Raw genomic sequence first — 13,103 nt, 5'->3', positions numbered from 1 at the left:
TCGCGACCGCCGCGCGTGCCCCGCCGCCGACCGTGCCGCGACCCCGCGCCTTGCAGCGACCCCGCGCCGCGCCGCCCGTGCCCGCGACCCCGCATCCGCGACCCCGCGACCTGCCGCCCGCGTCCGTGACCCGCGCCCCGCACCCGTGCTCGGGCGGAGCGCCGGCGCAACGCTCCGTAGACTCGACGTCGTGACCGCCGCATCCACGCCCGAAATCGAAGCCGACCGCCAGGCCCTCATCGCCCTGATCCGCGACGAGGCGGTGTTCCACGGCGACTTCACGCTCTCGAGCGGTAAGAAGGCGACGTACTACGTCGACATGCGCAAGCTCACCCTCGACCACCGCGCCGCCCCCGCGATCGGCCGCATCATGCTCGACCTCGTGAACCGGGTCGACGACGTCGTCGCGGTCGGCGGTCTCACCCTCGGCGCGGATCCGATCGCGAACGCGGTCATGCACGAATCCGTGCATGCGGGCACGCCGCTCGACGCGTTCGTCGTGCGCAAGGAGCCGAAGGACCACGGCCGCGGACGCCAGATCGAGGGCGCGGATGTCGCCGGCAAGCGCGTCGTCGTCGTCGAAGACACGTCCACCACGGGCCAGTCAGCGCTCAAGGCCGTGGAAGCCCTCCGCCGCGAGGGAGCAGAGCCCGTCGCGGTCGCCGTCATCGTCGACCGACGCACGGGTGCGCAGGCCGCGGTCGAGGCCGAGGGGCTCCAGTGGCTCGCCGCGATCGACCTCGACGACCTGGGTCTGCAGCCGCAGTAATACGGCAGCCGTAGGGCCGCGGGCTCGGGCGCCGGTGGCTGCGCGTCAGCGTTCGCCCGCGCAGGCCGCAGCATCCGCCGGCCGCGCAAGCCCCCGCATCCGCCGGCCGCGCAAGCCCCCGCATCCGCCGCCCCCGCCACGCCCCCGCATCCGCGGCGGAAACTCAGTCGCGGTCGCGACGGAAGTACTGCACGAGGAACGCGGCGAGCGTGCCGAGCAGGATGACGGCGGACACGATCAGGATGAGCGTGCGGTCGTCCACGGTCAGATGCCCTCGGGCATCTCTGATTCGAGCGGCTCGGGAGAGACCAGATCGGCGACCGAGGCGAGGATCTCGTCGGGGCGGAACGGGTACCGCACGATCTCGTTCTCGTCGCTGATCCCCGTCATCACGAGCACCGTGTGGAGGCCCGCCTCGATGCCCGCGACGATGTCGGTGTCCATGCGGTCGCCGATCATGCCGGTCGTCTCGGAGTGCGCGCCGATCCGGTTCAGCGCCGAGCGGAACATCATCGGGTTCGGCTTGCCGACGACGTACGGCTCCTTGCCGGTGGCCTTGGTGATGAGCGCCGTGATCGCCCCGGTCGCCGGCAGGGGGCCGTCGGCCGAGGGGCCGGTCGGATCGGGGTTGGTCGAGATGAATCGCGCGCCCGTCATCAGGAAGCGGATCGCCTTCGTGATCGCCTCGAACGAGTAGTTGCGGGTCTCGCCGACGACGACATAATCCGGGTCGGTCTCGGTCAGAGTGAAACCGGCCTCGTGCAGTGCGGTCGTAAGCCCCGCCTCGCCGATCACGAACGCGGAGCCGCCCGAGCGCTGACCGCGCAGGAACTCGGCGGTCGCCATCGCCGACGTCCAGATCGACTCCTCCGGCACGATGAGTCCCGACGCGCGCAGGCGGGCGCTGAGGTCGCGAGGCGTGAAGATCGAATTGTTCGTCAGAACGAGGAACGGCACCCCCTGCGACTGCCACTGCTGGAGGAGCTCCGCCGCTCCCGGAATGGGCTGGTTCTCGTGGACGAGAACGCCGTCCATGTCGGTGAGCCAGCACTCGATGTCATCACGCGTGCGCATGGCCACAGCCTAGAGCGCACCGTGCGCTCGCGCCTCCCCGGGGCACGCCACCGGACGGCGTCGACGCGGCGTTGCGGCACGGTCGCCGCGGGGCATCCGGGCGGCACTAGTCTCGAACCCGTGAGCTCGAGCGCCGAGGACTGGGATCCCCGCCGCCTGCCGGACCTCCGGGGCAGGACGTACCTCGTGACGGGCGCGAACGCCGGACTCGGTTTCTTCTCCAGCCGCCAGCTCGTCGGCGCCGGCGCTCACGTGATCATGACGGGCCGAAGCCCCAACCGCCTCGCGACCGCGCGGAAGGCGTTGGCCGCCGACCTTCCGGATGCAGCGGGCTCGGTCGAGACACTGCTGCTCGACACCAGCAACCTGGGTTCGGTGCGGGCCGCCGCGGCCACCGTGCGACAGCGCGGCCGGCTCGACGGGCTGCTGCTGAACGCGGGGATGGTGCACGCCCCGGCCACCCGGCAGACGACGCGCGACGGCAACGAACTCGTGCTCGCCACCAACGCCCTCGGCCACTACGCGCTCGCGGGGGCGCTGCTGTCGACGCTGGCGGCGCGGCGCGGACGGATGGTGTGGCTCGGCAGCATGTCGACATCGCTCGGCGCGAAGGATCCGGTGGATGTACAGCTCACCGAGGGCTACACGCCGTGGCGCGCGTACGTGCAGTCGAAGACCGTCACGACGGCTGTCGGCCTCGAAGCCGATCGGCGGCTTCGCGCGCACCACGTGCCCGTCACGAGCGTGATCGCCCATCCGGGGTACGCACCGAGCGGGCGCACGCGCGGCATCCGGGGCATCAACGAGCCGTCGCGGCTCGGACGTTTCACCGACAACCTGCAGGCGCCGGTCACGCAGTCCAAGGAGCACGGCGCGTGGTCGCTCGTGCGCGCGCTCGTCGACCCGGCGATCGAGGGCGGCGAGTTCTGGGGTCCGCGCCTGATCGCGCGGGGCACCCCGCGCCGCGCGCAGCCCGCCAAACTCACGCGCGATCCCGCCATCGGCGAGCGGCTGTGGGTCATGTGCGAGAACGCGACGCGGATGCGGTGGCCGTTCGAGGCCGCCCGCCGCTGACCCGCGCCCCTTGCCCGCCCCCTGCCGAACCGCGAGACGGGATCTTCGCGCCGAGACCGTGGGGTTACCCCTCTGTCTCGGCGCGAAGATCCCGTCTCGCGGGTGAGAGTCGTCGGCCCGCGCGGGAGGTCAGGCCGAGAGCCAGATCGCGTCGTACGCCTCGCGCGGGAGGGCCACCGCATCCGAGTCGCCGGCGAAGCGCACATCGAGGGCCGGGGCGGTCGCATCCACGACAGTCAGCTCTCGACCCACATCGACACCGAGGCGGTCGAGCTCGCGCAGCAACTGCGGGTCGCGGTCGCTGACCCGCAGCACCCGCGCGAAATGCCCGGCCGGGGCGTCGCCGAGCATGATGAACGGCACCCGCTCGGTGCGGCCCGCCGCATCCGGAATCGCGTCGCCATGCGGATCGAACCGCGGACGACCCAGCTGCGCATCGATCCGATCGAGCAGACGGTCGCTGAGGGCGTGCTCGAGGATCTCCGCCTCGTCGTGCACCTCGTCCCAGGTGTAGCCGTACTCGCGAACGAGCCACGTCTCCACGAGTCGGTGCCGCCGCACGATCGCGGCCGCGCGGTGCGCGCCGCCCTCGGTCAGCCGGATCGGGCCGTACCGGCGGTGATCGACGAGCCCGGCGGCGGCGAGCTTCTGCACCATCTCGGTCACACTCGACGGGGCAAGGCCCAGCTGCTGCGCCAGCTGCGACGGCGTGATGCGCTCGTCCTGCCACTCCGTGTGCTGATACACGACCTTCAGATAGTCGTCGACCGCGGCGGAAGAAGGCACGCGACCAGGCTACCCGCCGGTGACCGTCAGCCAGATGAGCACGATGTTCAGCGTCACCAGGAACACGGATGCGGCCACGCCCCCGAGGGTCGTCAGCATCCGGTTGCGGAAATCGCCCAGCACCTCGCGCCGCGCGGTCAGCCACACGAGCGGGATCAGCGCGAACGGAATGCCGAACGACAGCACGACCTGGCTGAGCACGAGGGCGAGCGTCGGGTCGATTCCCGCGCCGAGGATCGCGAGCGCGGGGATGAGGGTGACGGCCCGTCGCGCGAGCAGGGGAACCCGGATGCGGAGCAGCCCGCTCATGATCTCGGACCCGGCGTACGCTCCGACGGAGCTCGAGGCCAGCCCGCTCGCGAGCAGGCCCACGGCGAAGAGCGTGGCGATGACCGGGCCGAGACCGTCACGGAGCGCCGCGTACGCGCCCTCGAGACTGTCGGTGCCCGGCACTCCCGCCAGGCTCGACGCCGCCAGCAGCAGCATGACGAGATTCACCGTGCCGGCGATCGCGAGGGCGATCGTGACGTCCCAGCGGGTCGCGCGGAGCAGGCGGCGCTCCCGCACGCCGCCGACCGTCGCCGTCGCGGCCGTCAGGGGGAACCGGTCGCGGACGAGCGAGGAGTGCGCGTAGATCGCGTGCGGCATGACCGTCGCGCCGAGGATCGATGCGGCGAGCAGCACAGACTCGGTGCCCTCGAATCGCGGCACGAGCCCGCCGAGGGTGGCCGCTGCATCCGGCGGCGAAGCGATGATGCCCGCACAGAAACCGACGACGATGACCACCAGCATCGTCACGACGACCGACTCGAACGCGCGCGCGCCGCGGCGCGTCTGGACCGTCAGCACGATCATCGACACGATGCCGGTGATCACACCACCCCACAGGAGCGGGAGGCCGAAGAGCAGGTTCAGCGCGACCGCGCCGCCGATGACCTCCGCCACATCCGTCGCCATGGCGACGAGCTCCGCCTGCAACCAGTACGCGCGCCGGCCCCAACGACTCCGGATGCGGTCGCCCAGCACCTGCGGCAGGCTCTGCCCGGTGACGATGCCGAGTTTGGCGGACAGGTACTGGATGAGCCAGGCCATCAGGTTGCCGAGGACGACGACCCAGACCAGGAGGTACCCGAACGCCGCCCCGGCGGTCATGTTCGCGGCGACGTTGCCGGGATCGAGGTAGGCGACGCCCGCGACGAGCGCCGGTCCGAGCAGCCAGATCAGTCGGCGGCCGGTCGCAGGGGGGCTCGCCGGGGGCGCCAGGGGAGATTTCGGCATACCGAAAACCTAGCTTGTTTTCGGTGGGCCGAAAAGTGCCGCGCGGGGGTGTGCCGGGTCTCGGCAGGGCGGGGGCGAGGGGGTCATGAGTTGTGGGAGCTCTGGCCGTGTGGGTCGTGAGCTGGGCGAATTCGGCCGTGTGGTTCGTGAGATGGGCGAAGTTTGCCTGGGTGGTTCGTGAGTCGTCGGACCGGTGGGGCAGATGTGCACGGTTGGGGCAGATGAGGCGCCCCGCGTGCGTTCGATCCGACGACTCGTGCGCCATCAGGGCCAGTACGCGCCCACGCCGAGCGGCAGCGCGCCCACGCGGAGCGACAGTGCGCCCGATTAGCCTGGACGGATGGCCGATCCGGACGCTCCACACCCTGCCGACCCAGCCGTGCGCCCTGCCGACCCCGCTGGGCACCCCGCCCCGCACCCCGCCTACCCCGCCGACCCCGACGGCGAGCTCGATGGCGCGGATGCGGCACCCGCGCACGGCGTCGGGCCGTGGCCGGGCGGGCCGGCGGCCTGGCCGGCCGACGCGCACTACGACCCCGAGCTGCTCGCCGCGGGAGACACCCGGAATGTCGTCGACGATTACCGCTACTGGCGCATGGAGGCGATTGTCGCCGACCTCGACGCCCACCGGCACCCGTTCCACGTCGCCATCGAGAACTGGCAGCACGACATGAACATCGGCTCCATCGTGCGCAGCGCGAACGGATTCGGTGCGGCGGCGGTCCACATCATCGGGCGCCGACGCTGGAACCGCCGCGGCGCCATGGTCACGGATCGCTATCAGCACGTCTTCCACCATGAGGACGTCACCGCGTTCGCCGCGTGGGCGTCGGAGGAGCGGATGCCGCTCATCGCGGTCGACAACGTGCCCGGCTCCGTCGCGGTCGACCGGGCTGAGCTTCCCGAGCGCTGCGTGCTCGTCTTCGGTCAGGAGGGGCCGGGGCTGTCGGCCGAGGCGCTGGCGGCCGCATCCGGCGTCGTCGAAATCGCGCAATACGGCTCGACGCGCTCGCTCAACGCCGCCGCGGCCGCGGCCGTCGTGATGTACGAGTGGTGCCGCCGCTGGGCCCGCTGACCCCGTAACCGCTCACGCTGGGCCCACTAACCGCTTACCCGCTCGCCCCGTACCCGCTCACCCCGGGCCCACTGACCCCGCGCGCACGGAACGCCCCGCGGCTCGAGCCGCGGGGCGTTCCGGTGGGAGATCAGTACCAGCCGACCGACTGCGAGTGCGACCACGCGCCGCACGGCGAGCCGTATCGGCCGGAGATGTAGCCCAAGCCCCACGCGATCTGGGTGGCGGCGTTGGTCTGCCAGTCGGCGCCGGCCGAGGCCATCTTGCTGCCCGGGAGCGCCTGCGGGATGCCGTACGCACCGCTGCCGCCGTTGCTGGCGCGGTAGTTCCAGCCCGACTCCTTGTTCCACAGCGACACGAGGCAGCCGAACTGGTCGTCGCCCCAGCCGTAACCGGCGAGCATGCCGCGGGCGGTCGCCTGGGCGCCGGCCGGGCTGTTGTCGCCGCTGCCGCCGCCCGAGGGCGCGGGAAGCGGGGCGGACGAGCCGGAGGACGCGGGCTTCGCGGCTGCCGCGGCGGCGGCCTTCTCCGCCTCGGCAGCGGCTGCGGCTTCGGCGGCGACGCGGGCGGCCTCTTCCTCTGCGGCCTTGGCCTTCGCTCCGTCGAGGCTGCCGCGCAGCTGGTTGGCGCGCTCGTCGACAGGCCCCACGAGTTCGGTCACGTGCTCGGTGAGTGCAGGCAGCAGCGGTGCGTTGACGGTGTCGGCCTCACGCAGCTCGGTCAGCGCGGTCTGCAGGGCAGTGGTGTCGACGGTCGGGTTCGGGTCTCCCACGTCGAGTCCGGATGCGGCCACATCGGCCGTCACGGATGCGGCGGCACTGACGGCGGTGTCTGCCTGGGTGATCGCGGCGTCGGCGTCGGAGTGCGCGTCGCCGATGGCGGTGTCGACGGACGTGCCGATCGATTCGATCGAGGTGTCGTAGGACGCGAGAGCGTAAGACGTGGGGGCGGCGGCGGTGCCGGCCTGAGCGGGCGCCATGCCCGTGACGCACGCGGCGACGACGACCCCGAACGCCAGCGAGGTGGTGAGGAAAGCGGGGCGGCGACGGCTGCGACGGGCGGCCTGGCGACGGGTTCTGCGGGTGGGTGAAGACGATGAATCAGAGAGCATAAAACCAGTTCCGTATCAAGAATCTACGCCGGGGGAGACGAGGTGCGGTGGCCGGGAATCCAGACACAAAACGTCGAGTCTGCCGGTCGATTCTGGACGGTTCCTGGATGCGGGCGAGAAAAAGGCCTGATCCGAGGCTCGCGGGCGCCCCGCATCCGCCCGCACGGGCAACCCCGCGAACGCCGGGCCCCACCCCGCTCGCCCAGGTCAGACGGCGACGGTCATCCACTTCCCGCCGCGCACCCGGTACCCCAGAGTGGCCAGGCGGGCGAGCATGTAGACGCCGAAGAAGGCCACGGCGATCCAGGCGAGACCGGGCGCTCCCGCCGCGCCCATCCACACGAGGATCAGCAGCGCCGGCACGAACGGCACGAGGTTCAGCACCCCGGCCAGAGCGAGGTAGCGGCCGTCTCCGGCACCGATCAGCACGCCGTCGAGCACGAAGACGACGGCACAGATCGGCTGTGCGACGGCGAGCACGATGAGCGCCGGCTGCACGAGCGCGGCGATGTCGGGGTCCGAGGTGAAGACGAGTCCGATTACGCCGGACGTCGCCCCCACGATCAGCCCGACGATCACACCGAACCACACCCCCCACGCCACGGTGCGACCGAGCACCCGCCGCACGAACGCCGGGTCGCCCTCGCCGAGTCCGCGCCCGACGAGCGCCTGCGCGGCGATGGCCAACGCGTCGAGGGCGAACGCGGTGGTCGAGAAGAGGGTGAAGGCCACCTGCCATCCCGCCAGCTCGGCGGTGCCGAGAGTCGTCGCGACGGCGACCGTCGCCAGCAGCGCGGCGCGCAGCGACACCGTGCGCAGGAACATCCAGCCGCCGGCCCGGACGGTCGACGAGACCGTGTCACGGCGGATGCCGACGGATGCGGAATGCCGCCGCGCGAGGCGCGCCACGACGGCGACGTAGGCCGCGACCATGCCCCACTGCGCGACGACCGTTCCGACCGCGGAGCCCGCGATCCCCCAGCCGAAGCCGTAGATGAACAGGACGTTCAGGCCGGCGTTCGCCGCGAACCCCAGCCCGGCGATCCACAGCGGGGTGACCGTGTTCTGCATCCCGCGGAGGAGCCCGGTCGCGGCGAACACGATGAGCATCGCCGGCAGCCCCCACATCGAGATGCCGAGGTAGGACTCCGCATCCGCCGTCACGTCCGGCGCCGCCCCGAACAGGCCGACGAGCACGGGCGTCGTCAGGTAGCCGACGAGCGCCAGGATGAAGCCGAGGCCGAGCGCGAGCCACATCCCGTCGATGCCGGCCGACACCGCGCCGCCGTGCTGCCCGGCCCCGAACCGGCGGGCGACGGCGGGTGTCGTCGAGTACGCGAGGAACACCATGAGCCCGACGATCGTCTGCAGCACCGCGCCAGCGATACCGAGGGCCGCGAGGGGGACGACGCCGAGGTGTCCGATGAGAGCCGCGTCGACGATCAGGAACAGCGGTTCGGCGATCAGCGCGCCGAGCGCGGGCACGGCGAGCGCCAGGATCTGCCGGTTGAGAGTCGCGGGTGCCGCTGCCACTCTCAGAGCCTATTGATCGTCGTGGGAGGAGACGGTACCCAGCGCCGAGGCCTATCCTGGTCGCCATGACCGAATCCCCCCGTTCCGGTCTCGCGCTCGACGAACTGAGCGCTGAGATCCGCCCGCAGGACGACCTCTTCCGCTACGTGAACGGTGCTTGGATCGACCGCACCGAGATCCCCGAGGACAAGGCCCGCTGGGGCTCGTTCCACCTCCTCGCCGAGCAGGCCGAGAAAGACGTCCGCGCCATCATCGACGAGTCGCTCGGTGCCGAGTCGGGCACGGATGCGCGGAAGATCGGCGACCTCTACGCCAGCTTCCTCGACACCGCGACGATCAACGAGCTCGGCGCAGAGCCCCTGCGCGACCAGCTGGCGCGCATCGACGCGGTCGGCGACGTGCCCTCGCTGCTCCGGCTGGTGGGCACTCTCGAGCGCGACGGCGTCGGCGGCATCATCGACCTCTACATCGAGCCCGACCCGGGCAACCCCACGCGCTACGTGCCGTTCTTCACCCAGTCCGGACTCTCGCTGCCCGACGAGAGCTACTACCGGCTCGACTCGTTCGAAGAGACCCGTGCGGCGTTCCGCGGGCACATCGAGCGCATCCTGACTTTGGCCGGAGTAGCGGATGCGGCCGCATCCGCCGATCGGATCATCGCGCTCGAGACCGAGCTCGCCGCGCACCACTGGGACAACGTCCGAAACCGCGACGCTGTCGCCACGTACAACCTGAAGAGCTGGGACGAGGTCGTCGCCCTTTCCGGAATCGACCTGCAGCCGTGGCTCGAGGGCGTCGCCCCCGGGTACGAGAGCGCGTTCGCCGAGGCCGTCGTCTCGCAGCCGAGCTTCATCGAGGGTCTGGGCGCGCTGCTCCAGGAGGAGCGCCTGGACGACTGGAAGGCGTGGCTGCGGTTCAAGGCGGTGCACGCCGCCGCCGCGTTCCTGCCCGACGAGTTCGTCGACGAGAACTTCTCCTTCTACGGCACGCAGCTGACCGGTGTGCCGGTGAACCGCGAGCGCTGGAAGCGCGGCGTCAGCCTCGTCGAGGCGGCGCTGGGCGAGGTCGTCGGCAAGGTCTACGTCGAGCGGCACTTCCCGCCCGCGGCGAAGGGCGCGATGGACGAGCTCGTCGCGAACCTCATCGAGGCCTATCGCGAATCCATCTCGGAGCTCGAGTGGATGAGCCCGGAAACGCGGGAGCGGGCGCTCGCCAAGCTCGACGCCTTCACCCCGAAGATCGGTTTCCCGGTGCGGTGGAAGAGCTACGACGGGCTCGAACTCGATGCCGCCGACCTGGTAGGCAATGTCCGCCGCGCGCACGTTCACGAGCACGACCGGCAGCTCGGCAAGGTCGGGCAGCCGATCGATCGCGACGAGTGGTACATGACGCCGCAGACGGTCAACGCGTACTACAACCCGCTGATGAACGAGATCGTGTTCCCCGCCGCCATCCTGCAGTACCCGTTCTTCGACGCCGAGCGCGATGCGGCCGCGAACTACGGCGGAATCGGTGCGGTCATCGGGCACGAGATCGGTCACGGGTTCGACGACCAGGGCAGCCGTTTCGACGGCGACGGGTCGCTCCGCGACTGGTGGACGGATGCCGACCGCACCGCGTTCGAGGAGCGCACGGCCAGCCTCATCGCGCAGTATGACGAGCTCGTGCCGCAGGGCCTCTCGGCGGAGCACCACGTGAACGGTGCGCTCACGATCGGCGAGAACATCGGTGACCTCGGCGGTCTCGGGATCGCCCTCCGGGCCTACCGGCTCTCGCTCCGCGGTGCGGAGGATCCCGAGATCGACGGTCTGACCGGCGTGCAGCGACTGCTGCTCAGCTGGGCGCAGGTCTGGCAGCAGAAGGGCCGGGATGCCGAGACCATCCGGCTGCTGACGATCGACCCGCACTCCCCGAACGAGTTCCGGTGCAACCAGATCGTCCGCAACATCGACGCGTTCTACGAGGCATTCGATGTGACGGAGAACGACGCCCTGTGGCTCGACGCCGACAAGCGCGTCACCATCTGGTAACCCCCGAGTGAGGACGACCGGTTAGGGTCGTCCCGCCCGTTCACCCGAGCAGTCCGACAGGGGAAGGATCTCGACCGTGGCAGTCTCGCCCGAACCCGCACGAGGGACGGATGCTGCGCGCGAATCGCGTCGCGGAGCGAAACGGATTCCGCGGCGCGCGGCAGCCGGACGCCGGTCGTTCACGTCGACACTGAAAGCCCTCGACGCCCTGGCGGCGTCGGGGGCGCAGGTGTCGGTGCGCATCGACGACCTCGATCGGGGGAGCGCCGTGCTGGTCGGCGACGACTTCCTCAGTCTCCCGATCGCGGGCCTCGGGGTCGTGCCGCTGCTGGTCGAGGTGGCGGCGCAGTTCGAGGCGGGCACGCTGGATCCGCTCGAGATCGTCGACCGGGCGGGCCTGGAGCCGGTGACTGTGTCGGGACTCTGGCAGCACCTGAAAGCCCCCGCGCTCCCGCTGTCGGACATCGCGGTGCTCGCCGCATCCGCCGGCGACGCACTCGCCGCGAACGCCCTGCTCTCCCGCGTCGGGTTGCCGGCCGTGCGGGGGCGCGTCGAGCAGCTCGGGCTCAGCCGATCGGCGCTGATGGACAGCTTCCGCGACGTGCGCGGCCCGGATGACGCGCCCCACGTCGCGCTCGGCTCGACGCGCGAGTATGCGCAGCTGTTCGCGTCGCTCGTGAACTCCGAGGCCGTCAGCCCCGGCGTGAGCGCGCAGGTCGCGGAGTGGCTGAGTCGCGATCACGACCTGTCGCTCGTGGGCACGTCGACAGGGCTCGACCCGTTCGCGCACGACAACGACGAGCACGGTCTGCTCTTCATCAACAAGACGGGCCGGGCTCCCGGCATCCGGACCGAAGCCGGGGTGCTCGCCGGCCCGCGTGCGGGTGTGGCGTACGCGCTGTTCGTCTGCTTCGACGATCTCTCGATCGCGCACCGCCTGCGCGCCCACGACGCGTTCCGCACCCTCGGCGTCGAGCTCATGGAGTACGTGTTCTGAGCCGGAGGGCGCCCTCCCTCACCGGCGACGCCGTGTGACCGGCGGGATGCCGCCGCGGGAGGGCCCGCGTAGCATCGCAGCATGACCGTGCGCCCTCCGTTCCGTGCCGACATCGTCGGTAGTTTCCTGCGTCCCGCCGAGCTCGCCGAGGCCCGGCGCCAGCACGCTGCGGGGGTGCTCAGGAGCGATGCGCTGCGCGCCGTCGAAGACACGCAGATCGAGCGGCTCGTCGGCCTCGAATCGGAGAACGGGCTGCGGGTCGCGACCGACGGCGAGTTCCGGCGGTCGTGGTGGCACTTCGACTTCTTCGACCACCTCGACGGCGTCGAGATCGTCGAGCTCGACCACGGCATCCAGTTCCAGGGCGTGCAGACGAAGCCGCGGGGGATCGAGATCTCGGGGCCGATCGGGTTCTCGGCGCAGCATCCGTTCCTCGCGCACTTCCGTGCCCTGCAGGATGCGGCCGCGCAGACCGGCGCGACCCCGAAGTTCACGATCCCCGCGCCGACGGTGCTTGACTTCCGCCTCGAACCGGGCCACATCGACGCCGCGACGTACGACGGACGCGAGGCCATCACCGACGACCTCGTGCAGGCGTACCGCGACGCGCTCGCGGCGTTCTACGACGCCGGGGCTCGGTACCTGCAGTTCGACGACACGGCGTGGGCGTACCTCTGCTCCGACGTGGAGCTCGCGAAGGCGCGCGAGCGCGGCATCGACACCGACGGCATCGCCGACCGGTACGCGAGCATGCTGACCCGCATCCTCGACGGCAAGCCCGACGACCTCGTCGTCACGACCCACGTCTGTCGCGGCAACTTCCGGTCGACGTGGATCTCGTCCGGCGGATACGAGCCGGTCGCCGAGGCGCTTCTCGCCGGCACCCCGTACGACGGGTACTTCCTCGAGTACGACTCGGAGCGCGCCGGCGGCTTCGAGCCGCTGCGGTTCCTTCCCGAGGGCGACAAGATCGTCGTGCTCGGGCTCATCACGACCAAGACCGGCGAGCTCGAGGATGCTGACGCCATCCGGATCCGGATCGACGAGGCCGCCCGCTTCGCCCCGCTCGAGCAGCTCGCCCTCAGTCCCCAGTGCGGCTTCGCCTCGACCGAGGAGGGCAATGCGCTCACCGAGGACGAGCAGTGGGCGAAGATCCGCTCCGTTGTCGACATCGCCGGCTCCGTCTGGGGTTGAGCCCCGCTGGCGCCCCTGACCGTGAGACTGCAGTCGGGCGTCGAGACATTGGTCGAGAACCAACGTCTCGCGCCGAAACTGCAGTCTCGCGGTGAGGCAGTGAGGAACCCAGCGGAGCGGGGGTGTTCCTGGCGGGACTGGCATCGGGATTGGCGGGAGCCGGCCAAGGGCCGGCGGGGGAA

At 71.1% G+C, this 13,103-nt stretch carries 11 protein-coding genes; 6 read left to right on the top strand and 5 right to left on the bottom strand.

What is annotated here, in order from left to right:
- Positions 1–190: 190 nt before the first annotated feature.
- A complete protein-coding gene (gene pyrE / locus LQ938_RS14505) occupies positions 191–769 on the top strand; it encodes an orotate phosphoribosyltransferase (protein ID WP_223723228.1) in 579 nt (192 codons plus the stop codon).
- A gap of 264 nt (positions 770–1,033) precedes the next feature.
- Here the strand turns inward: pyrE and LQ938_RS14500 are convergent, their stop codons facing one another.
- Positions 1,034–1,843, bottom strand: a complete 810-nt coding sequence (locus tag LQ938_RS14500; protein ID WP_223723227.1) for an HAD-IIA family hydrolase — start codon at positions 1,841–1,843, stop codon at positions 1,034–1,036.
- Positions 1,844–1,963: 120 nt separating this feature from the next.
- Here LQ938_RS14500 and LQ938_RS14495 point away from each other — a divergent pair, with 120 nt between their 5' ends.
- The gene (locus LQ938_RS14495; protein WP_223723226.1) at positions 1,964–2,917 is read left to right on the top strand and encodes an SDR family NAD(P)-dependent oxidoreductase; all 954 of its coding nucleotides are present in this window, start codon (positions 1,964–1,966) and stop codon (positions 2,915–2,917) included.
- Between the two features lie 129 nt (positions 2,918–3,046).
- Here LQ938_RS14495 and LQ938_RS14490 read toward each other — a convergent pair whose 3' ends face one another.
- Both LQ938_RS14490 and LQ938_RS14485 read right to left on the bottom strand, forming a co-directional pair.
- Positions 3,047–3,703 carry a metal-dependent transcriptional regulator gene (locus LQ938_RS14490; protein ID WP_223723225.1) on the bottom strand — a complete coding sequence of 219 codons (657 nt, stop codon included), beginning with the start codon at positions 3,701–3,703 and terminating at the stop codon, positions 3,047–3,049.
- A gap of 9 nt (positions 3,704–3,712) precedes the next feature.
- Positions 3,713–4,981: an Nramp family divalent metal transporter gene (locus tag LQ938_RS14485; RefSeq protein ID WP_223723224.1), complete on the bottom strand. Its 1,269-nt coding sequence runs from the start codon at positions 4,979–4,981 to the stop codon at positions 3,713–3,715.
- Between the two features lie 340 nt (positions 4,982–5,321).
- On the opposite strand from LQ938_RS14485, the gene LQ938_RS14480 reads away from it, so the two are divergent.
- On the top strand, positions 5,322–6,056 hold the full coding sequence (locus tag LQ938_RS14480) for a TrmH family RNA methyltransferase (RefSeq protein ID WP_223723223.1): 735 nt from the start codon (positions 5,322–5,324) through the stop codon (positions 6,054–6,056).
- 130 nt (positions 6,057–6,186) lie between these two features.
- Here the strand turns inward: LQ938_RS14480 and LQ938_RS14475 are convergent, their stop codons facing one another.
- The gene (locus LQ938_RS14475; protein WP_223723222.1) at positions 6,187–7,167 is read right to left on the bottom strand and encodes a lytic transglycosylase domain-containing protein; all 981 of its coding nucleotides are present in this window, start codon (positions 7,165–7,167) and stop codon (positions 6,187–6,189) included.
- A gap of 207 nt (positions 7,168–7,374) precedes the next feature.
- Positions 7,375–8,700 carry an MATE family efflux transporter gene (locus LQ938_RS14470; protein WP_223723221.1) on the bottom strand — a complete coding sequence of 442 codons (1,326 nt, stop codon included), beginning with the start codon at positions 8,698–8,700 and terminating at the stop codon, positions 7,375–7,377.
- A 65-nt stretch (positions 8,701–8,765) separates the two neighbouring features.
- On the opposite strand from LQ938_RS14470, the gene LQ938_RS14465 reads away from it, so the two are divergent.
- From LQ938_RS14465 to LQ938_RS14455, 3 genes are all read left to right on the top strand, one after another.
- On the top strand, positions 8,766–10,730 hold the full coding sequence (locus tag LQ938_RS14465; protein WP_223723220.1) for a M13 family metallopeptidase: 1,965 nt from the start codon (positions 8,766–8,768) through the stop codon (positions 10,728–10,730).
- Between the two features lie 76 nt (positions 10,731–10,806).
- The gene (locus LQ938_RS14460) at positions 10,807–11,727 is read left to right on the top strand and encodes a serine hydrolase (RefSeq protein WP_223723219.1); all 921 of its coding nucleotides are present in this window, start codon (positions 10,807–10,809) and stop codon (positions 11,725–11,727) included.
- An 81-nt stretch (positions 11,728–11,808) separates the two neighbouring features.
- Positions 11,809–12,921: a 5-methyltetrahydropteroyltriglutamate--homocysteine S-methyltransferase gene (locus tag LQ938_RS14455; RefSeq protein ID WP_223723218.1), complete on the top strand. Its 1,113-nt coding sequence runs from the start codon at positions 11,809–11,811 to the stop codon at positions 12,919–12,921.
- Positions 12,922–13,103 lie beyond the last annotated feature (182 nt).

This window comes from Microbacterium sp. cx-55 (assembly GCF_021117345.1).
GTDB lineage: Bacteria > Actinomycetota > Actinomycetes > Actinomycetales > Microbacteriaceae > Microbacterium.
Note: the sequence above shows the minus strand (reverse complement) of the source record. Positions and strands in the feature narration are given on the sequence as shown.

Bases quoted from the DNA above. Each gene is read 5' to 3' on its own strand.
- LQ938_RS14500 (WP_223723227.1), bottom strand. From the start codon at position 1,843: ATGCGCACGCGTGATGACATCGAGTGCTGGCTCACCGACATGGACGGC.
- LQ938_RS14485 (WP_223723224.1), bottom strand. From the start codon at position 4,981: ATGCCGAAATCTCCCCTGGCGCCCCCGGCGAGCCCCCCTGCGACCGGC.
- LQ938_RS14480 (WP_223723223.1), top strand. From the start codon at position 5,322: ATGGCCGATCCGGACGCTCCACACCCTGCCGACCCAGCCGTGCGCCCT.
- LQ938_RS14475 (WP_223723222.1), bottom strand. From the start codon at position 7,167: ATGCTCTCTGATTCATCGTCTTCACCCACCCGCAGAACCCGTCGCCAG.
- LQ938_RS14465 (WP_223723220.1), top strand. From the start codon at position 8,766: ATGACCGAATCCCCCCGTTCCGGTCTCGCGCTCGACGAACTGAGCGCT.
- LQ938_RS14455 (WP_223723218.1), top strand. From the start codon at position 11,809: ATGACCGTGCGCCCTCCGTTCCGTGCCGACATCGTCGGTAGTTTCCTG.